The organism is Streptococcus cristatus, from assembly GCF_003943505.1.
GTDB lineage: Bacteria > Bacillota > Bacilli > Lactobacillales > Streptococcaceae > Streptococcus > Streptococcus cristatus_E.
Window position 1 is genome coordinate 61,602 of sequence record NZ_RJPS01000006.1, and the last position, 21,887, is coordinate 83,488.

The 21,887-nt window shown below is 45.2% G+C and carries 16 protein-coding genes; 11 read left to right on the forward strand and 5 right to left on the reverse strand.

What is annotated here, in order from left to right; genetic code table 11:
- Positions 1–34: 34 nt before the first annotated feature.
- The 3 genes from D8792_RS06600 to D8792_RS06610 are packed head-to-tail and all read left to right on the forward strand — an operon-like array spanning position 35 to position 2,377.
- On the forward strand, positions 35–1,084 hold the full coding sequence (locus D8792_RS06600) for a bifunctional glycosyltransferase family 2/GtrA family protein (protein ID WP_125373393.1): 1,050 nt from the start codon (positions 35–37) through the stop codon (positions 1,082–1,084).
- Positions 1,081–1,977: a phosphodiester glycosidase family protein gene (locus D8792_RS06605; protein WP_125373394.1), complete on the forward strand. Its 897-nt coding sequence runs from the start codon at positions 1,081–1,083 to the stop codon at positions 1,975–1,977. Before D8792_RS06600 ends, D8792_RS06605 begins: the two co-directional genes overlap by 4 nt.
- A complete protein-coding gene (locus D8792_RS06610; protein WP_185758423.1) occupies positions 1,958–2,377 on the forward strand; it encodes a hypothetical protein in 420 nt (139 codons plus the stop codon). Before D8792_RS06605 ends, D8792_RS06610 begins: the two co-directional genes overlap by 20 nt.
- A gap of 134 nt (positions 2,378–2,511) precedes the next feature.
- On the opposite strand, the gene hutI is transcribed toward D8792_RS06610, so the two are convergent.
- Complete coding sequence (gene hutI / locus D8792_RS06615; RefSeq protein WP_125373396.1) at positions 2,512–3,777, reverse strand: imidazolonepropionase; 1,266 nt, start codon at positions 3,775–3,777, stop codon at positions 2,512–2,514.
- 196 nt (positions 3,778–3,973) lie between these two features.
- Here hutI and hutU point away from each other — a divergent pair, with 196 nt between their 5' ends.
- The 8 genes from hutU (at position 3,974) to hutG (ending at position 14,123) form a co-directional block, all read left to right on the forward strand.
- Positions 3,974–6,004 carry a urocanate hydratase gene (gene hutU / locus D8792_RS06620; protein ID WP_125373397.1) on the forward strand — a complete coding sequence of 677 codons (2,031 nt, stop codon included), beginning with the start codon at positions 3,974–3,976 and terminating at the stop codon, positions 6,002–6,004.
- Between the two features lie 119 nt (positions 6,005–6,123).
- Complete coding sequence (gene ftcD / locus D8792_RS06625; RefSeq protein WP_125373398.1) at positions 6,124–7,023, forward strand: glutamate formimidoyltransferase; 900 nt, start codon at positions 6,124–6,126, stop codon at positions 7,021–7,023.
- A 14-nt stretch (positions 7,024–7,037) separates the two neighbouring features.
- Entirely contained in the window at positions 7,038–7,664 is a 627-nt protein-coding gene (locus tag D8792_RS06630) for a cyclodeaminase/cyclohydrolase family protein (RefSeq protein ID WP_125373399.1), read from the forward strand.
- Between the two features lie 66 nt (positions 7,665–7,730).
- Entirely contained in the window at positions 7,731–9,404 is a 1,674-nt protein-coding gene (locus D8792_RS06635) for a formate--tetrahydrofolate ligase (RefSeq protein ID WP_125373400.1), read from the forward strand.
- A 12-nt stretch (positions 9,405–9,416) separates the two neighbouring features.
- Complete coding sequence (locus tag D8792_RS06640) at positions 9,417–10,016, forward strand: HutD/Ves family protein (protein WP_125373401.1); 600 nt, start codon at positions 9,417–9,419, stop codon at positions 10,014–10,016.
- Positions 10,017–10,091: 75 nt separating this feature from the next.
- Entirely contained in the window at positions 10,092–11,444 is a 1,353-nt protein-coding gene (locus D8792_RS06645; protein ID WP_125373402.1) for an APC family permease, read from the forward strand.
- Positions 11,445–11,449: 5 nt separating this feature from the next.
- Positions 11,450–12,991, forward strand: coding sequence for a histidine ammonia-lyase (gene hutH / locus D8792_RS06650; protein ID WP_185758415.1), 1,542 nt, complete (start codon positions 11,450–11,452; stop codon positions 12,989–12,991).
- A 142-nt stretch (positions 12,992–13,133) separates the two neighbouring features.
- A complete protein-coding gene (hutG, locus tag D8792_RS06655) occupies positions 13,134–14,123 on the forward strand; it encodes a formimidoylglutamase (RefSeq protein WP_125373404.1) in 990 nt (329 codons plus the stop codon).
- A 79-nt stretch (positions 14,124–14,202) separates the two neighbouring features.
- Here the strand turns inward: hutG and D8792_RS06660 are convergent, their stop codons facing one another.
- The 4 genes from D8792_RS06660 to D8792_RS06675 form a co-directional block, all read right to left on the reverse strand.
- The gene (locus D8792_RS06660) at positions 14,203–17,232 is read right to left on the reverse strand and encodes an ATP-binding protein (RefSeq protein WP_125373405.1); all 3,030 of its coding nucleotides are present in this window, start codon (positions 17,230–17,232) and stop codon (positions 14,203–14,205) included.
- 165 nt (positions 17,233–17,397) lie between these two features.
- The gene (metF, locus tag D8792_RS06665; RefSeq protein ID WP_125373406.1) at positions 17,398–18,276 is read right to left on the reverse strand and encodes a methylenetetrahydrofolate reductase [NAD(P)H]; all 879 of its coding nucleotides are present in this window, start codon (positions 18,274–18,276) and stop codon (positions 17,398–17,400) included.
- 103 nt (positions 18,277–18,379) lie between these two features.
- On the reverse strand, positions 18,380–20,632 hold the full coding sequence (gene metE / locus D8792_RS06670; protein ID WP_125373407.1) for a 5-methyltetrahydropteroyltriglutamate--homocysteine S-methyltransferase: 2,253 nt from the start codon (positions 20,630–20,632) through the stop codon (positions 18,380–18,382).
- Positions 20,633–20,876: 244 nt separating this feature from the next.
- Positions 20,877–21,860 (reverse strand): hypothetical protein, encoded by a 984-nt coding sequence (locus D8792_RS06675; protein WP_125373408.1) that lies wholly within the window; start codon positions 21,858–21,860, stop codon positions 20,877–20,879.
- Positions 21,861–21,887: the final 27 nt, after the last annotated feature.

Here is a 21,887-nt window from a genome sequence, read left to right on the forward strand (position 1 = left end):
TGTATACTTTCTACACATCATCTAAGAAAGAGGTATGGATATGGACTATCTAGTGATTCCGGCTTACGAGCCCGATTATAATTTGATTAAACTGATTCAAAAAATTCAGAGTAAGAGCGATTTTCATATCATTGTCATCGATGACGGTAGCTCAGCCAAGCGCCAGACAGTCTTTGAGAAGGCTGAACAATATGCGACTGTCCTCCATCACGAGAACAATCAAGGCAAGGGGCAGGCGCTGAAAACTGCTTTCACCTACATCCAGTCTCTGGGTCAATACGGAACGGTCATCACAGCAGATGCGGATGGCCAACACAAGGTATGGGATATTTTCCGTGTAGCAACCAAGGCTGCTGAAAATCCCAACCAGCTGATTTTGGGCGCACGCGCCTTTACTGGCAAGGTGCCTCTGCGTAGCCGCTTCGGCAACAGCCTGACTCGGTCTCTCTTCAAGCTCCAGACTGGGATGGGGGTCTCCGATACGCAGACTGGTTTACGAGCCTTTACGACTAACATGATTCCCTTTATGCTGAAGATAGAAGGTCAGCGCTATGAGTACGAAATGAACATGCTCCTAGAGGCCAGTAAGGAATATCCCATTTTGGAGGTGCCCATTGAGACGGTCTATATCAATGATAATGAAGGATCGCACTTCCGACCTGTTAGAGATGGCCTCATGATTTATAAAAATATCTTTAAATTTGCCCTGACCTCTCTCAGCAGCTTCGTCGTCGACTATATCGTCTACGCACTGGCTCTCTTGTTTTTAGCTGCTGTGCCGACCAGCCTGAGAATTCTCCTAGCTAACGGAAGTGCCCGCGTGACCAGCTCGGTCTTCAACTACTCGACCAATAAAAAACTGGTCTTTAAGAACGACGACAGCATTCTCAAGACAGGAACTGGCTATTTCAGTCTAGCTATGGTGCTCTTTATCCTAGATACACTGCTGATTCGCCTCTTCTACGCTGTCTTTGGTATTAATCTTCTGATTGTCAAAATCATCGTCGGATTGTTGCTCTTCACCGTCTCTTGGATGGTACAGAAGAGATTTATTTTTAAGGAAAGGACACACACCGCATCATGAAATTTTTAAAGAAAGGCTATGCCTACGCCTCGATTTTCGGGCTGCTTCTGACAGCTTCCTTCAGCTACTCCATGCTGAAAACCTTTGTCATCGCAGAGACTATTTCCACAGTCTCCAATACCGCTTCGACGTCCAATGCCGAGGCTGCCGAAACAGCAACAGTGACAGATACCAGCTATTCAGACGATAACATCTCGGTCACGCTGACTGAAAAGACCGTCAATAATACTCAAGTCTACGTTGCCGATGTGACCGTCAGCTCCGCTGAATATTTGAAAACCGCTCTCGCCAACAACACCTACGGAACCAACGTCACAGCCAAAACTTCAGAAACGGCCGCCAACAACAATGCTATCCTAGCGGTTAACGGCGACTACTATGGAGCCAACACAACTGGCTATGTCATCCGCAATGGCGTCGTTTACCGCGATACTGTCCGCGAAGACTCCAGCAATGGCGATTTAGCTATTTACAAAGACGGCTCCTTTAAAATCATTTATGAAAATGAAATCTCTGCCGACCAGCTGGTCAAAGACGGTGTGGTCAATCTCCTAGCCTTCGGCCCAGCTCTTGTAGAAAATGGCGAAATTGTCGTGAATACCAAGTCCGAAGTTGGCCAGTCTATGGCTTCCAATCCACGGACAGCTATCGGTATCATTGACGAAAACCACTATATCATCATCGTTTCAGACGGACGAACTTCAGAAAGTCAGGGACTTTCCCTCTATGAAATGGCTGAAGTCATGAAATCTTATGGCGTCAAGACTGCCTACAACCTTGACGGCGGCGGCTCGTCCACTATGTACTTAAACGGTCAGGTCATCAACAAACCTACCACCAACGGAAATATTTCAGAAAGGGCGGTGAGTGACATTGTCTACATCGGTTACTAATCCCAGCAAAAAACGTTTCAAAAAAATAGCTCTTTCCTACATGCTGCTAACGCTTTTCTTCTTTGCTTTCAGCAGAATCTATGAATCCTTCAGCTTCGGGGAAACATCTGTCCACATGCACTATCTCTTTGCCCTTCCTCTAGCAGGCGGCATCCTCCTCCTGCTCTTCATGAAAATGATTCCCAATCTCTCTCGGCTCAGCCTCAACCTCTGGAACTCAGCTGTAGCCACTATGACAGCCGGTATGCTCTTCCGTGGTATTGTCAATCTCTCTGGACGCTCAACGACGCTAGATATGCCCTACTGGTACGTAGGAGCAGGCTTTGCGGCTCTAGCTCTACTCTCCATGGTCTTTACGCGCAGTGTGTGGGTAAAGAAAGAGACCAGCTCAATGTCTTAATCTCATAAAAAAATAAAGGTCGTGGTATTTAAGCCACGACCTTTATTGAACACAAATCTGCTTTTTCTATGATCAACGATAGAACTTCTAAGAAAATCTTTGCCATCAAGTGGAAATGAGACCAACTTGTAAAATTAGACGATTCTTCCTTGATCAACAACCAACTTGCCTGCCTTATAAACCTGATGGGTAAGGTTAGTCGCAAAGAAATAAAGTGGATAGTCGATATTCTTAGCGTCTAGGATAGTAATGTCCGCCTGCTTGCCAGTGTCAAAGCTACCAATCTTATCTTGACGGTTAACTGAATAGGCCGCATTGATAGTTACAGCGTTGAGTACTTCTACTGGCGTCAGACGCATCATAAAGCAGCCCAGCTGCATAACGAACTGCAGGTTAGCTGTCGGACAGGAGCCTGGATTGCTGTCGGTAGTCAGAGTGATAGCCATCCCAGCTTCCAACATCTTGCGGGCTGGTGCATAAGTATCTTCCATCAGACTGAAGGTAGTTGCCGGCAGGAGATTACCGATAACTTTAGCTTCCGCCATCTTGCGAATACCTTCATCGGTCGCTACCATCAAGTGCTCTGCACTCGTTGCTCCTAGCTCAGCTGCTACATCTACTCCACCGATCGATTCGATTTCATCCGCATGGATACGAAGCTTGAAGCCCATTTTCTTAGCCTTAGAAAGCAGGTAGCGCGACTCGTCAGCTGTAAAGACGCCTTTTTCACAGAAAATATCACAGAACTCAGCTAGATTTTCTGCTTTTACCCGAGGCAGCATTTCCTCGACGATGAGCTCCAGATATTCCTGAGAGCGTCCCTTGTATTCTGGCGGAACGGCGTGGGCAGCCATAAAGGTAGAAACGAGGTCAATGTCATGATCACGGTCCAAAGCCCCAACGACATCCAGCTGGCGCTTCTCAGTTTCCCAGTCCAGACCGTAGCCACTCTTGGCCTCGACAGTCGTCACCCCATGTAGCAGCATGTAGTCCAGCAGTCTCTTGGACTTATCATAGAGAGTGGCAAAAGAAGCTTCTCTTGTCGCCCGAACTGTGCTAAGAATACCGCCACCTTGGGCAAGAATTTCCAGATAAGGGACACCGGCTAATTTCTTAGCAAATTCATGCTCTCGGCTGCCACCGTAGACCAAGTGAGTGTGACAGTCGATCAAGCCAGGTGTGGCAATCTTGCCCTCATAAGACTGAATCTTAGTATCAGGTCCAACCAGACTGGCATCCGGCTCTCCACTGCCAACTGCTAGGATTTTGCCGTCTTTGACTGCAATGTAGCCGTCCTCCAAGACCTGAGCTTCCTTCATCTCCTCACCAAAAAGGGGATGACCGAGATCCTTGGGACAGAAGACTTGATTAAAGTGAGTTAATAGTAAATCAGCAGTCATGCTTGTTCCTCCATTTCATTTTCCAACTTATTTGCTTTTCATCATAATACACTATCGTCAAATTATAGTCAAAAACCATTATATATTGTATATATTGATATTTTTTATCTTTAGAAATATTTTCTTGACTTTGTACTGACGGCGCTGTTATAAAATAAGGTCAAATCTTAAGTTATTTTACAAGGAGGAAATAAACATGTCATTCTACAGCGAACAAGATATTGCAGCAGCAATGACCGTCAAATTAGACGATGTATTACCTGAAAAAACGGTTTTCCAAGAAGGCATCCGTCGAGCACCCGACCGGGGCTTCCGTTTGACTCAAGCTCAAACCGAAATTGCTCTTAAAAATGCCCTTCGCTATATTCCAAAGAGATTCCATGAGGAAGTGATTCCAGAATTCTTGGAAGAACTGAAAACTCGCGGACGGATTTATGGCTACCGCTGGCGTCCAAAAGAACGCATTTACGGCAAACCAATTGACGAGTATAAAGGAAACTGTACCGCAGCTAAGGCTATGCAGGTCATGATTGACAACAACCTGAGCTTTGAAATCGCCCTTTATCCTTATGAATTGGTTACTTACGGAGAAACTGGATCTGTCTGCGCCAACTGGATGCAGTACAACCTGATCAAGAAATACTTGGAAGTCATGACAGACCATCAAACCTTGGTCGTGGAATCTGGCCACCCGCTCGGACTTTTCAAATCTAAACCAGAAGCACCTCGCGTTATCATCACCAATGGTCTCTTGGTTGGTGAATACGACAATATGAAGGACTGGGAAATTGCGGAAGAAATGGGCGTGACCAACTACGGTCAAATGACAGCTGGCGGCTGGATGTACATTGGCCCTCAAGGTATCGTCCATGGTACTTTCAACACCCTCCTCAATGCTGGACGCTTGAAACTGGGTGTAGCTGATGATGGCGACCTGACTGGTAAACTCTTCATCTCTTCTGGTCTGGGCGGCATGAGTGGAGCTCAAGGGAAAGCAGCTGAAATTGCTAAAGCGGTAGCAATCATAGCTGAAGTAGACCAATCTCGGATTGAAACTCGTCACTCCCAAGGCTGGATTAGCCAATTGGCTGAAAGTCCGAAAGAAGCTATCGAGCTAGCTCAGAAAGCTCTGGAAGCTGGTGAATCAACTTCTATCGCCTATCATGGTAACATCGTAGACCTCTTGGAATACGTCAACGAGAACAATATCCATGTAGATTTGCTGTCTGACCAAACTTCTTGCCACAATGTTTACGACGGCGGCTACTGTCCAGCTGGTATCAGCTTTGAAGAGCGGACACGCCTCCTAGCTGAAGACAAGGAAACCTTTACTAAGTTGGTTGACCAAACCTTGGAACGTCACTTCAAGGCAATCAAGACCTTGACTAACAACGGCACCTACTTCTTTGACTACGGTAACGCCTTTATGAAGGCCGTCTATGACTCTGGCATCAAGGAAATTTCTAAGAATGGCTTTGATGACAAAGACGGCTTTATCTGGCCATCTTATGTAGAAGATATCATGGGGCCAATGCTCTTTGACTATGGTTATGGTCCTTTCCGTTGGGTATGTCTGAGCGGTAAGCACGAAGACCTAGTCGCTACTGACCATGCAGCTATGGAAGTGATCGACCCTAACCGCCGCTACCAAGACCGCGACAACTACAACTGGATCCGAGATGCAGAAAAGAACCAGCTGGTTGTTGGAACTCAGGCTCGGATTCTCTACCAAGACTGTATGGGTCGTGTCAATATCGCCCTCAAGTTCAATGAATTAGTACGCGAAGGCAAGATTGGTCCTGTCATGATCGGCCGTGACCACCACGACGTATCTGGTACCGATTCTCCATTCCGTGAAACTTCTAATATTAAGGATGGTTCTAATGTTACCTGCGACATGGCTGTGCAATGTTATGCTGGTAACGCAGCTCGGGGTATGAGTCTGGTAGCTCTCCACAACGGTGGCGGAACTGGTATCGGTAAAGCAATCAACGGTGGCTTTGGCTTGGTACTGGACGGTAGCGAACGCATTGATGAAATCATCAAATCTGCTATCGCTTGGGATACAATCGGCGGAGTTGCACGTCGTAACTGGGCACGTAATGAGCATGCTATTGAGACAGCTATCGAGTACAACCGCCTCCACCAAGGAACAGACCACATTACCATTCCGTACTTAACTGACGAAGATTTGGTCAAAGAATCTGTTAAGAAATTGTTCGAATAGGAAAAACTTGTCCCCCAACTTCCGACCTGAGCTGGGTATCAGCCTAGCTCAGGAGGAGGTTCTGCTTCATTAAGTTCATATTATAAATTAAAATTATTGATATCACGAGGTAATATCTTATGGCAAAAATTGTTGAATGTATTCCTAACTTTTCTGAAGGCCGCAACCAAGCGGTCATCGACGGTCTAGTGGAAACAGCTAAGAGCGTGCCAGGAGTGACACTTTTGGACCACTCTTCTGATGCCAGCCACAACCGCAGTGTCTTTACCTTGGTCGGTGATGATCAAAACATTCAGGAAGTTGCCTTCCGTTTAGTTAAATACGCTTCTGAAAATATTGACTTGACCAAGCACCAGGGTGAACACCCTCGTATGGGCGCAACTGATGTCCTGCCTTTTGTACCGATCAAGGACATCACAAGTGAGGAATGCGTAGAAATTGCGAAGACTGTATCTGAGCGGATCAACCGTGAGCTCGGTATTCCAATCTTCCTCTATGAAGATGCAGCGACTCGTCCTGAGCGCAAGAACTTGGCTAAGGTTCGTAAAGGGCAGTTCGAAGGCATGCCAGAAAAACTCTTGGAAGCTGACTGGGCTCCTGACTACGGTGAAAGAAAGATTCACCCAACTGCTGGTGTCACTGCTGTCGGTGCCAGAATGCCGCTCATCGCCTACAACATCAACTTGGATACAGACAATTTGGAAATTGCCAATAACATTGCTAAAGTTATCCGTGGTTCAAGCGGTGGTTACAAGTACTGTAAAGCTATCGGCGTTATGCTGGAAGACCGCAACATTGCTCAGGTTTCTATTAACATGGTCAATCTGGAAAAATTCCCACTCTATCGTGTCTTTGAAACTGTTCGCTTTGAAGCCAAACGCTATGGAGTTGGAATCCTCGGCTCAGAAGTCATCGGTTTGGCTCCAGCCAAGGCTTTGATTGACGCAGCAGAATACTATCTGCAAATCGAAGACTTTGACTACGGCAAGCAAGTTCTGGAAAACCATTTGCTGGGCTAGGAGGACAAAAACCTATGAAATTAGTAGATTTAAGCTTGACAGCATTTGCCCAAGTCCTAGGCTCAGATGCTCCTGCACCAGGAGGCGGCTCTGCCGCTGCTCTTTCAGCAGCCAACGGTATTTCCCTGACTAAGATGGTCTGTGAATTGACCCTTGGCAAGAAAAAATACGCAGAATTTGAAGCAGAAATTGCTCAAGTACACGCAGAAAGCGCCCACTTGCAAGAAAGCTTGCTCGCAGCTATTGACAAGGACACTGAAGCCTTCAATCTAGTCTCCGCCGTCTTTGATATGCCTAAGGAAACAGAGGAGGACAAGGCTGCTCGTCGAGAAGCTATGCAGCAAGCCCTCAAGGAAGCGACCAAGTCACCTTATGGCATGATGGAAGACATCTTGGCTGCACTGAAAACAACTCAAAAGGCTGTCGGCAAGTCCAATACCAATGCTGCCAGCGACTTGGGGGTAGCAGCTCTCAACCTTAAGGCTGGCCTGCAAGGTGCTTGGCTCAATGTCCTCATCAACCTGTCAGGCGTCAAGGATGAAGCATTCGTCGCAGATTACCGCAGCAAGGGTGAAGAGCTCCTACAAAAAGGCTGCGCTCTAGCAGATGAAATTTATCAAGAAATTTTGAAAGTTGTCTAATAGATAAACGGAAGAGAAGCTCACTCTTTCCTGTGAATGGACTTCCTCTTCTCAAGAGGTAACAATATGGTTTTATCAGATATTGAAATTGCGAATTCGGTTCAAATGAAGCCCATCAAAGAGGTGGCAGAAAAGCTAGGAATTGCTGAAGACGCCTTGTCTCTTTATGGAAATTACAAGGCAAAAATAAGTGCCGGCCAGCTGGAAGCCCTCAAAGACAAGCCAGACGGCAAACTGATTCTCGTGACAGCTATTTCTCCGACACCAGCTGGAGAAGGTAAGACCACGACTTCTGTCGGATTAGTCGATGCTTTGGCTGCTATCGGTAAAAAAGCCGTTATCGCTCTGCGGGAACCTTCACTCGGACCTGTCTTTGGTATCAAAGGTGGAGCTGCTGGCGGTGGGCACGCTCAAGTTGTGCCCATGGAAGACATCAACCTCCACTTCACTGGTGACTTTCATGCCATCGGTGTTGCCAACAACCTGCTGGCAGCCCTCATTGACAACCACATCCACCATGGCAATGCCTTAGGCATCGACTCTCGCCGCATCACTTGGAAGCGGGCAGTGGATATGAATGACCGGCAGTTGCGCCACATTGTGGATGGCTTGCAGGGCAAGGTCAACGGTGTTCCGCGTGAAGACGGTTTTGACATTACAGTTGCTTCTGAGGTTATGGCTATTCTCTGTCTGTCCGAAAATATCACTGACCTCAAGAACCGTTTGGAAAAGATTATCATTGGCTACAGCTTTGAAGGTAAGCCAGTAACTGCTAAGGATCTGAAAGCTGGTGGCGCTATGGCGGCTGTCCTCAAAGACGCCATCCATCCAAACTTGGTTCAAACCCTGGAACACACGCCAGCCTTGATTCACGGCGGACCTTTCGCCAATATTGCCCATGGCTGTAACAGTATCCTAGCTACCAAGCTAGCTCTCAAATATGCCGACTATGCAGTCACAGAAGCTGGTTTCGGTGCTGACCTCGGTGCTGAAAAATTCATCGATATCAAATGCCGTACATCTGGTCTTCGCCCATCAGCTGTAGTTCTGGTTGCTACTATCCGCGCTCTCAAGATGCACGGTGGTGTGGCTAAGAGTGACTTGGCTGAAGAAAATGTCCAAGCTGTTGTAGATGGACTGCCAAACTTGGAAAAACATCTGGAAAACATTCAAGATGTTTATGGCCTGCCAGCAGTCGTTGCCATCAATAAATTCCCGCTGGATACCGAAGCAGAATTGCAAGCAGTTTATGACGCCTGCCAAAAACGCGGGGTTGACGTAGTGATTTCTGATGTCTGGGCGAATGGCGGAGCCGGCGGTAAAGAGTTGGCTGAAAAAGTCGTTGAACTGACCGAAGGAGACAATCACTTCCAATTTGTATATAATGAAGAGGACTCCATTGAAACCAAGCTCAACAAAATTGTTACTAAGGTTTATGGAGGTAAGGGCGTTCGCCTGACTCCTGCTGCTAAGCGTGAGCTCAAACAACTGGAAGAGCTAGGCTTCTCCAACTATCCTATCTGCATGGCTAAGACGCAGTATTCTTTCTCAGACGACGCTAAGAAACTGGGGGCTCCTAAAGACTTTGTCGTGACGATCAGCCAGCTTAAAGTTTCTGCTGGCGCAGGCTTCATCGTTGCTCTAACTGGTGCAATCATGACCATGCCAGGATTGCCTAAAGTGCCAGCCAGCGAAAAGATTGATGTTGACAAAGACGGCAATATCAGCGGTTTGTTCTAATAAATACCAAAAATGACAAATGTAACCCTTCTAAAATCAAACGATTTTCAAGTTTCCGATTGGTCAGGGGGAAAGACGAAGCAACTTTATCTTTCCCCGCCAACTGGCCACTATGGCAAGCGGGAATTTGACTATCGGCTCTCAACAGCGACTGTGGAGTTGGCTGAAAGTCAGTTTTCTGACCTCAGCGGCTTTCACCGCATTCTCATGAGCCTGGACCAGACACTTCATCTCCACAATGCCAGCCGGCAGGAGGAAACGGTTCTAGCTCCCTTTACCCCCTATTTTTTCGAAGGGAGTGATTCTATCACAAGTCGTGGGACTTGTACCGACTTTAACTTAATCTACAGCGACCATTATCAGGGACAGATGCTTGCCATCTCAGATAGAGAAGAGCTTAGTCAAGATGAAGCAATTCAATTTATCTATGCCTTGAGTGATTTGATGGTGACAGGAACAGGCCTGCCATCGCTTAACCTAGAGACAGGGCAACTTCTGATAGTGGAAAAAGAGGCTCAGGAAACTGAGCTGCAAATAATGTTTTCGAGTAACCAGCCACAGGGAACGCCCCTTGCTATATGGGCTGGTTTGACCCATATCCCTACTAAGTAAAGATACAAGGATGTCCTATCATCGTTCTATCTTTACTTGGAAAGGATCCCATATCTCTAAAGGAGAAACATTATTATGAATGCGACTAAACTCACTGCACAAGAACAAGAGCGAGAAAATGCGAAATTCAGCTTTTCTGGCGCTACTCTCTATGGTATCAATGCTGTTATCGGTTCAGGAATTTTCCTCCTACCTCAAAAAATTTATAAAGGACTGGGCCCTGCTTCTCTAGCTGTCATGCTGGGAACTGCCCTCCTCGTTATTCTCTTAGCCGTCTGCTTGGCAGAAACTGCTGGTTATTTTAATAAAAATGGCGGAGCCTTCCAATATTCCAAAGCAGCCTTTGGAGACTTTGTCGGATTTAATGTTGGCTTCCTAGGCTGGGCGGTTACCATCATCGCTTGGTCAGCAATGGCAGCAGGATTTGCGAGACTTTTTGTCATTACTTTTAAATCCTTTGCCCCCTATGAACTTTTACTCAGTGTGAGCCTGATTATCCTACTCAGTCTGATGAATATCTCAGGTCTTAAGACCTCCAAAATGTTCACCTTGACCGCAACCGTAGCCAAGCTCATCCCAATTGTCGCTTTCAGTCTATGTGCGATTTTCTTCATCAAAGGAGGAATTGACAAAGGAAACTTCACTCCGTTTCTTCAGCTAGAACCTGGCGTGGATATCATGAAAGCCATCTCTAGTACAGCTATCTATATCTTCTACGGTTTCATCGGTTTTGAAACCATGTCTATCGTTGCTGGTGAAATGCGCAACCCAGAAAAGAATGTGCCTAGGGCTATTTTGGGCTCTATCAGTATTGTATCTGTTCTCTATATGCTGATTATCGCAGGAACTATCGCCATGCTAGGTAGCCGAATCCTACAAACAGATGCCTCTGTGCAAGACGCCTTTGTCGAAATGATTGGCCCTGCTGGAGCATGGATTGTTTCTATCGGAGCGCTGATCTCTATTGCTGGACTTAACATCGGGGAATCTATCATGGTCCCACGTTATGGTGCAGCCATTGCAGATGAAGGCTTGTTACCTAAAAAAATCGCTGAAACCAATGCTAAAAACGCCCCTGTAATTGCCATTATTATCTCTGGACTTTTGTCCATCGCCCTACTCTTTACAGGAACATTTGAAGTATTAGCGGCTCTCAGCGTAGTCTTCCGCTTCTTCCAATACATCCCAACTGCTCTAGCCGTATTGGTTTTGAGAAAGAAATATCCAGATAAAAAGGTGGTCTTCCGCGTTCCATTTGGTCCAGTCATTCCAATTTTGGCAGTTCTAGTCAGCCTCGTCATGATTTGGGGTGAAAATCCAATGAACTATGTCTATGGTCTCATCGGTGTCCTTGTCGCCAGCGCAGTCTACTATATCTATATAGTACTGATTTGTAAAAATAAAGTTCTTGAACAAAAAGGAGAATGAATCTTATGACACATGTAATCAATTTGGATGGCGAACACCTTACTTTAGAAGATGTCATTGCAGTAGCTCGTCATGGAGCCACCTGTGAAATCGACCAAGAATCTAAGAAAGCTGTAGAAGCTTCCCGTAAAATCGTAGATGACATCGTCCGCGAAAAGCGGGTAGTCTACGGTGTTACGACTGGCTTTGGCTCCCTCTGCAATGTCAGCATCTCGCCAGAAGATACAACTCAACTGCAGGAAAACTTGATTCGCACCCATGCTTCAGGATTTGGCGATCCTCTTCCTGAAGATGCAGTTCGTGCTATCATGTTAATCCGGATTAATTCTCTGGTCAAGGGCTATTCTGGTATCCGTCTCTCTACCGTCGAAAAACTTCTAGAATTGCTCAATAAAGGCGTCGTGCCTTACATTCCGGAAAAAGGCTCTTTGGGAGCTTCTGGTGACTTAGCACCGCTGGCTCACATGGTTCTGCCTATGCTGGGACTGGGCCACGCATACTATCAAGGCCAATTGCTCTCTGGACAAGAAGCTTTGGACAAGGCCGGCATCGAGAAAATTGCTCTAGCAGCCAAGGAAGGGCTGGCACTGATTAACGGAACGACTGTCCTGACAGGTATCGGAGCTCTGGCTACCTACGATGCCATCCAGCTGCTTAAATTGTCAGATGTCGCTGGTGCCCTTTCCATGGAGGTCCACAATGGTATTACCAGTCCTTTCGAAGAAGACCTGCATACCATTCGTCCTCAAAGCGGACAGCTGGCTACAGCCCGCAATATCCGCAACCTTCTAGAAGGCAGTGGCAACACAACCGTAGCTACTCAACAACGGGTCCAAGACCCTTACACCCTGCGTTGTATTCCACAGATTCATGGTGCCAGCAAGGACTCTATCGCTTATGTCAAGGCCAAGGTTGAGATTGAAATCAACTCTGTTACAGACAACCCTATCATCACCAAAGAAGGCCATGTTATCTCAGGCGGTAACTTCCACGGTGAACCAATGGCTCAGCCATTTGACTTCCTCGGTATCGCTATTTCTGAAATCGGTAATGTATCCGAGCGTCGTGTAGAACGTCTGGTCAACAGCCAACTGAGCAAGCTCCCATCCTTCTTGGTCAAACATCCAGGACTCAACTCTGGCTTTATGATTACCCAGTATGCTTGTGCTTCGCTTGCTTCTGAAAACAAAGTCCTAGCTCATCCAGCCAGCGTAGACTCTATCCCATCTTGTGAAAATCAAGAAGACTTTGTCAGCATGGGAACTACTGCAGCACGCAAGGCAGCTGAAATTCTCAAGAATTCTCGCCGCATCGTGGCAACAGAAATCATGGCAGCCTGCCAAGCTCTGGATCTGAAACCAGAAAACCATGAACTTGGTAAAGGAACCAAGCCAGCCTACGACCTCTTCCGTCAGCATGTCCGCTTTATCGAGTTTGACAAGGACATCGAAATCTATGAAGAGCTCAACAAAGCTTCTGAGCTGATTGAAAACGAAGAATTCCTAGCAGCCGTTGAAAAGGCTGTAGACTTGAGCATTCAGTTCTAAAGCTGATGACTCTGTAAAAAAGCTAACCTAAGAAGCCCGCTCTCGTTCAGCTGGGCTTCTTTTCCCGCCAAAAGCCATTGACAGGCTTAGCGGAAACTCTTATAATAAAGTCGCAAGTATCGTTATGGAAAAGGACAAAATCATGTTAGAAGATTACTATCAGCTAGATAACAGCTATTATCATAAGAGACTGGATGATGATTTATATGCTGCCAAATGGGGTATGGTTATTGAGTTTTTGGACTTAAATGACCCTAACTTAAAACCCTTTGACGGCGTCAACTTTGCCTTGATTGGCTTCAAGAGTGATAAAGGGGTCTATATCAACCACGGTCGAGTGGGGGCTGTCGAAGGACCACAAGCTATCCGAACTCAGCTGGCCAAGCTTCCTTGGCATCTTGGCAGAAACGTCCGCGTCTTTGATGTTGGCGATATTGACGGGCCTAACCGCTCTCTGGAGCAGCTGCAACAAAGCTTGGCTCGAGCAGTCAAACGCCTGCGAGAGCTCAATCTCCGGCCCATTGTCCTAGGTGGCGGCCACGAAACCGCCTACGGCAACTATCTAGGTCTCAAGTCGTCACTAAATCCTGATCAAAACTTAGCTGTGATCAATATGGATGCCCATTTTGACCTACGCCCCTACGATCAGACGGGCCCCAACTCCGGTACCGGTTTTCGTCAAATGTTTGATGATACCTTAGCTCAGAAACAGATCTTTAACTACCTCATCCTAGGGATTCAGGAGCACAATAATAATCTCTTTCTCTTTGACTTTGTAGCCAAATCCAAGGCTATCCAGTTCCTAACTGGAATGGACATTTACCAAATGGGTCACAAGGAAGTCTGCAAGGTAGTTGATGCTTTTCTAGCCGATAAAGAGCAGGTCTATTTAACCATTGATATTGACTGCTTTGCAGCTGGCGCCGCTCCTGGTGTCAGTGCCATCCAGTCACTGGGGGTAGATCCCAATCTGGCTGTACTGGTCTTCCAGCATATCGCAGCATCAGGCAAGTTGATCGGCTTTGATATCGTCGAAGTCTCTCCCCCTCACGATATAGATAACCACACGGCCAACCTAGCGGCAAGTTTTGTCTTTTACCTGACCCAAGTCTGGGCACAAGTACATGACTAATGGGGATTTAAAAACTTCATTACAAACATCAAAAGAGGATGAACATTGCTTTCATCCTCTTTTATTGTGAGTTTAATGCCTAAGATAGCCCTTGGCGTAAGTTTTCTAATTCCTTTAGTTGATGACGATCCCGGTAGGGATTGAGCTGACTTTTGGCTGTTTCATAATAAGTTTCAAAGTCCTGATCTAGTAAATTTTCAAAACCAGCTTCTTGCAAGCTGCCAGCCAGCTGGCGATACTTGATCACAGCCATCAGATAGTAGATCAAGCCCTTGTCTCGCGGATTGCCATAGCGACTAATGAGACTATCCTTTTTCCGCAGCAGATCAAGCACCGGCTGATAATCTCCCTTCTCGCAGCCAATCAAAGCCAAATAAACTTCCAGCTGGGTCTCCTTCCAAGGAAAGCTGAGCGACTTCAAGGCTGCTTTCGCTTTCAGCAAGATTCGCTCCGCCTGCTCATAATCTTTCAGCTGATAATAAGTCAGTCCCAAGCCTATGTAGAAAGCAAAAATCGAAGGCTCTGCTGTTTTATTTTCCGTCAACTCAATCGCCTCTTTCTGATGAGCCAGCGCTGTCGTGAAATTCCCACGAATCTGCTCAATCTCTGCCAGATAATCTAGAGCCGCCGCAATCTGAATCGAATACTTTGAGCGCAACGAAGCCGTCAAACTAAAGCAATCGATAGACTGGTAAAGATGGCGGAGTGATTGCTCCTCATCTCCAATCATGAGATGATAAAGTCCCTTGAGTCGAAGATTCATTGCAATAGCTTCGTGATTATTGGCCTGAACTGAAGCATCCAGGGCTAACTCCGTATAGTAGCGCATCTCAGGAATATTCTCCGTCTGGATGCAATAGTAAATCATCTGCCGATAGCCTTCTAGGAGAAACTCCATCTGCTGCAGCTCTTTAGCAGAAGCAATCACCTGCTGGATGTTGTCCATTCCCTGCTGGTAATTCCCCGTCCGGATAGCATAGCGCCCTTCCAGATAGAGAAAGCGGAGAACCAATAGCTGAAAATCTTTGTGATTCTGGTGTTTTCTCTCTAATCCTTCTATTTCCCGACGGATACGATCAAATTGGTCCAAAACCGCTGATTGATTGCTATCATCCGTCTTTTCGATAAAGCCAAACTCCCGCGAATAAATCGGAAAGAGCTCATGATGAAACTGCAAGGTAGCCTCGAGATAATGCAACTCATACTCCAGAGACTTAATCGGCTGCTTGGACAGCTTGTAGTGATAGGCGATTTCATTGAGCAACCGAGCATGATAGAGAGAGTCTCCCAGCTGGTCTTCCATGCCTTGGGCAATCTGGTGATGCAGCATCCGCTTCTTGGCAAGCGGCAAGCGCTCATAAGCATAAATCCGCAAAAGCTCCTGGCTGAACCGTAAAACCAATTCCTCCTGCTCCTCTTCTATTAAAAGCTGTTTTTGCCCAAATCCTTCAGCAATTTCGACCACTTCTTCCACAGATAGGCCTAGTAACTTAGCTAAGAATGCTACCGAAGCAGGGGAACTAAAGCAAGCCAGATAGTCAACCAATTCCTCCTCCTGGCTGCTCAAATAGCCTAATTTCAGAGATAGCTTTGCTTTAATAGCTGAGGTCAATGGTTGGAATTTCTCACCCCGAAGAAGCTGTTCCGCATACTCCGACAGAAAGAAAGGAATGCCCTGACTGACCCGATAAATAGCCTCAAGCCGTTCTTCAGATATGGCCAACTGTCCAGTCTGGGCCTGTAAATAAGCCACACTTGCTTTAAAATCCAGTGGCTGCAACTCAATGCAGTCTAACTGGCTACGAAGCAACAAGTGATTGAAAAAGCGGCCAAGATAGGGTGGCGTACTCAGATGCTTGGTCAACACAAAGGCTACTGGATAATCCCTCAAATGGTTCATAACCTGCTCTAAAACAGCCACACTAGCCTCATCCATCCAGTGACAGTCCTCAACTAAGATCACCAGGGCCTTTTTCTTAGAAATCTTTTGCAAAATATCCAGCACAAACCGAGCCAGACGATCCGTATTCAGCTCAAAATCCGAAGCTTCACCTGCCATCATCGGAAAATAACTATCCAAAATAACCTGCCACTGGCTAGTCGAAAGGATCTGATGCTGAATAACTAGGTCACCCAAGCCATCTAGCAGACTACGCCAAGGCTGCAATCCGACCGTCATTTCTTCCTTGAAGCACTCTGCCATAACAATCTGGAAATACTTAGTCTGATTAGCCAGTACCTGTCGAGTCACTGTCCGTTTACCGATACCAGTACCACCGACTAAGAGCAGCGCACGAGGTTCTTGCCTCTCTAAAATCTTAGAAAAATAAGATTCCAAATGCTTGATTTCATCCACTCGGCCAAAGAAGTGGGCTGTATTACGTAAAAATTGCTTGATTTTACGCTCACTGCGATCCTTGGCCATCACTTCATGGTACAGCTGTTGGATTGCTTCATTCGGACTAATCCCCAATTCCTTGTCCAAGAGATTGACCAATTTATAATAAGTCTCAATTACCTTACCAGGTCGATCATTCTCCTGATAGAGCTTCATCAGCAAATGATAATTCTTTTCATCAAACTCATCGATGCTGATCATACGATGCAGATTTCGCTCTGATTCCTCCAAATTCGACGGATCTTTTTCCAACTTTTGGTAGCAAGCCTGGATATAGAGCTGCTCATATCGCGTCCGCATTTTGGACCCCCAATAGTCAAAGGCTTCACTGTCCTTGAGATAGAAGCCCTGCAGAAAATCACCCTGATAGAGCGACAGACGCTCCGCTGGATGGTCCGTGAAAATTTCTACATCACTTTCAATCGCACACTCGGGATTAAGCGACAGCACAGTCCGGTTAGGAGCAATAATCCATTCTCCCCCCAATAGCTTGTTAGCCTGATAAATGGTATTCCGCAGATTCTTTTTGGCGGTCTGATTGTCCTTATTTTCCCAGAGGATCCCCGCAATCTCCTCCCGATTGACTGCTCCATTGATATGGAGATAATAGAGCAGAGCATTGATTTTGGCAAAAGGAAAAAAGACCTCCTCTTGATTGAGAAAGACACTCGGGCTTCCCAGCAATTTTAACTTCAAACGATCTTCGGTCATGTAAACGCCTCCAAGAAAGCTTATAAAACTAATATAAACAAAATAAGACATTTTAGCAAGCAAGAAAAAACGACTCTATCATTTATCAGCTTCTAAATGATCAAAATCTATAAACAAAAACCACTAAACAGCAAATGAATCTGATTAGCGGTCTCTTCATTCATCTTAAAAAGATTGAACGGATGGGGTATGGTTAAAAAGCGCATGGGTCGCCTTATAGATATGGTAAGCTGTTGCCGCGTTATTCATCGTATAGAGATGGATCCCTGCTACATCATGGGTCACCAAATCGACAATTTGATCCACCGCATAGGCTAAACCAGCTGTCCGCAGGGATTCTGGATCATGTTCATACTTATCCAGAATAGCCTTGAATTTGCGCGGAAGATGAATATTCTCACACGTTTTCAAAAGGCGAAGCGCTTGGTTTCGGTTAAGAATAGGCATGATCCCTGCATGAATCGGAACATCGATCCCAGCCAAGGTACACTTATCTTGGAAATCATAGAAGCGTTCATTGTCAAAGAAGAGCTGAGTGACAAGACTAGAGCAGCCTGCATCCACTTTCTTCTTGAGATTCTGAATATCTGAGATCTGGTTTGGTGAGTCTGGGTGACCCTCTGGATAGCAAGCACCGATGATGTCAAAATGTGGTGCTTCTGTCTTGATATACTCAATCAAATCAGTCGCATATTTAAAATCATCCTTAGGAGCCACATCTGGAAAAATATCGCCTCGCAAAGCCAAAATCTGATTGACCCCAACACGATCCAAAGCCTGCAAGATATTGGATACCATTTCCTGGGTTAGATAAACAGCTGGCAAATGGGCAATCGTCGGAATCTCAAGGTCATTGGAGATGAACTCAGCCAAACGAACCGTTGTCTCCTCAATATCAAATTTATTATTGCTGGCAGTCACACTGATAAAGTGGGGAGCCAGATCTTGCATCTCCCTCAACGCCTGAAAAATCTTATCATTGCCTACTGCCGGATTAGGAGGAAATACTTCAAATGAGAGACTAGGAGTTTGGCGATTCACCATAGAGATAAAATTCCTTTCAATCTACTAACTAGCATCCTATAACAAACCTGCAAACAGCTTTGTTGCAGGTTTATCAGAGCTGAGTTTAAATGTAGAAATAATATTAATTCAGTTTTTGTCTAGCTGCTTTGGCCGCTTCTACAAGGCGGATCAAGCTTTCTTTTGTTTCTGGAATACCACGTGTTTTCAAACCACAGTCAGGGTTGATCCAAACTTTCTTGCTTGGAACTTTGGCAAGAATAGCATCGATCGTGTGGTCGATTTCGCCTTCATTTGGCACACGAGGAGAGTGGATATCGTAAACCCCAGGTCCCACTTCTGTTTGGAAGTTTTTCGCTTTGAGTTCGTCCAAGATTTCAAGGTTTGAACGGCTGGCTTCAAAGGAAATCACGTCCGCATCCATGTTGTCGATAGCTGGGATGATATCGGTAAATTCTGAGTAACACATGTGAGTGTGGATTTGCGTATCTGGCGCAACTGTAGAGTGTACCAAGCGGAAGGCAGGAATAGCCCAGTCAAGGTAGTCTTCATACCAGTCGCTACGACGAAGTGGCAATTTCTCACGGAGAGCGGCCTCGTCGATTTGGATGATCTTCACGCCAGCAGCTTCAAGGTCAAGAACTTCATCCTTGATCGCAAGAGCGATTTGAAGAGTAGAATCCTTGATAGAGATGTCTTCACGTGGGAATGACCAGTTAAGAATGGTAACAGGTCCAGTCAACATCCCTTTAACAGGTTTGTCAGTACGGCTTTGTGCGTAGCTAGACCATTTCACAGTGATTGGGTTGAGACGAGTCACATCACCCCAGATGATTGGTGGTTTCACCCCACGCATACCGTATGATTGTACCCAACCGTTTTTAGAGAAGAGGTAACCTGACAAGTTTTGACCGAAGTACTCAACCATGTCATTACGCTCGAACTCACCGTGCACCAGCACGTCAAATCCAACTTCTTCTTGCCATTTAATCCATTCGTCGATTTGCTCTGCCAAGAACTTGTCATAGTCTTCTGCTGATAACTCACCCTTACGGAAGGCCAAGCGTTTGGCACGGACTTCCTTAGTTTGAGGGAATGAACCGATCGTTGTTGTTGGAAGAGCTGGAAGTTTGAAGGCATCTTCTTGGATGGCTTCACGTTCAGCAAAAGCTGGCAAACGAGTGTAGTCTGCGTCTGTCAATCCAGCGATGCGTGCACGAAGTTCTGCATTTTCACCAACACGTTCAGTCGCAAAGAGTTCTTTATTAGCTGCAAGTGCTTCTGCACCTTGACCATTGCGGATAGCATCCAAATCACGAAGTTCTTCCAATTTTTCAACTGCAAAGGCAAAGTGGTTCAAGATTGCTGGTTCAAATTCTTCATTAGCAGTTGTAAATGGCACATGAAGAAGTGAGCATGAGCTTGTCAATACGATGTTTTCAGCTGGGACTTGCTCAAGAACAGCCAAGCTCTTTTCGTAGTTGTTACGCCAGATATTCTTACCATTGACAATACCTGCATAAAGAGTCTTGTCAGCTGGGAAACCACCTTTAACGAGTTCAAGAGTTTTCTTACCTTCAACGAAGTCCAAACCAATCGCATCTACTGGCAAGTTCACAAGGTCAGTGTAAACGTCACGAACATCACCAAAGTAAGTTTGAAGCAAGACTTCAAGGCCTTTTTTATCAGCCAAAAGCTTATTGTAAATGTTCAAGAAGAGAGCTTTTTCTTCAGCTGTCAAGTCTTTAACAAGAGCAGCTTCGTCGAGTTGGATGCGAGTCGCACCAAGTTCAGCTAATTTAGCAAAAACTTCTTGGTAAGCAGCTACAAAGCTGTCTACGAAGTCTTCTGCTTTCACGCCTTCTTCAAAGTCTGACAATTGAAGGAAGGTGAATGGACCTACAAGAACAGGACGAGTGTTCAATCCAAGTTCTTTTGCTTCTTGGAACTCATCAAAGATCTTGTGACCTGCAAGTTTGACTTGAGTGTCTTTTTCAAATTTAGGAACGATGTAGTGGTAGTTGGTGTTGAACCATTTCTTCATCGGAAGGGCACGCACATCCCCTTTTTCTCCTTGGTAACCACGCGCTAAAGCAAAGTAGCGCTCAAGGTCAGTCAAGTCCAAGTTTTGAACTGAAGCAGGCACCACGTTGAAGAGGAAGGCTGCATCTAGGAAGTTGTCATAGTGAGAGAAGTCATTTGATGGGATTTCAGTGATGCCTTTTTCTTTGACAATGTTCCAGTGTTTCGCACGCAAGTCTTTCGCTGCTGCCAAAAGTTCGTCTGCTGAGATTTCATTTCTAAAGTATTTTTCAGTTGTAAATTTTAATTCGCGGAATTCACCCAAACGAGGGAAACCAATGATAGTCGTTGACATAAACGTCCTCCAAAAATTGTTGTTGAAACTATCTTAACAGAAAATTCGCCCTCTGTATAATTGGAATTTCCCAGACTTTGATATAGTTTAAAACTATACCTCGTCATCTTCTAGGTCAGAAAACCTTATTTTTCAACTGCTATTGAACAAAATTATTGTTTGCTATAGGTAGAAATTATGACCTTGTAAAAAGAAAAACCAACGAGAATAAAATCTCGTTGGTTCCCATAATATCTTGTCTTACTTATTCTATTTCATGATACAGCTTTCTAGCCTTTTCAATATCATAGTATCTGTCAAACTCTTCTTTGGAGTTGACGATATGTTTTTGACTGTCAATAGAAAGTTCTGAGGGAATGGTTACAGCTTCATATACATTCACTGTGGCCGGCATAAATAAGCTATAGACGGTGGCCTCACGCTCAAATTGCACTGCGCTATTTTTAGAATTTAAAATAAATACAATCGTATTTCCTTTTTCTAAGAGCTTATGGGGCTTTGAACTCTTCTCAAACTGAGTCTGTTCCAAAAAAGCTTTATCTATTGAGAACTCCTCGCCAACAGAAACAGTTTTAATACCATTAGCTTTATCATCCCAAGATGTTGATATTGTTACTCCCAACTTTCTGTTAAAGTCATGAGCTAGAATTTCATTTTCTTCAATCTTCTTATTGCGCAAATTAAGAAAAAGTGGTTTAGTATTTTGATAATTCTTTAAATCCCGTATCTGAATCTTTAAATACTCTTGTCCTTTCCAAGTATAAATATCCCCTAGCTCTGCTGGTATATAATCCACATTGTAATCTTCTACCACCTTGTAAAGATCCAACTCCGTCTCCTCCTCAAGCTTCATGCCCTTAACTTGGTAAATACTCAAAGTCCAGTAAGCTCCATCAATTGGCCGCTCCTGTAAATAATAAGGAGTATCTTTTAATTTCATATTCTGACGCAATATATATCGAGAACCTACACGAGTATTTTGTACAAATCCGTAACTCCCAAACTCTTCCATTTTTTTGTCTTCTTCTGGGGTTGTTGAAACCCAATGGACAATGACACCTGCACCATCCGCAATCATTTCATAATCATCAATCTTTGCTTTACCCGTATACTTATGGAATTGTCCGTAATATTGTTTATTGCAGTAGAGGTAGAAAGTCCAAGATACCAAAGATAAACCTGCTAATACTAGCAGTGTAATAAGACTCTTTGTTTTACTCCATTTCATAATTAAGCTCCTATTTTGCACATTTAT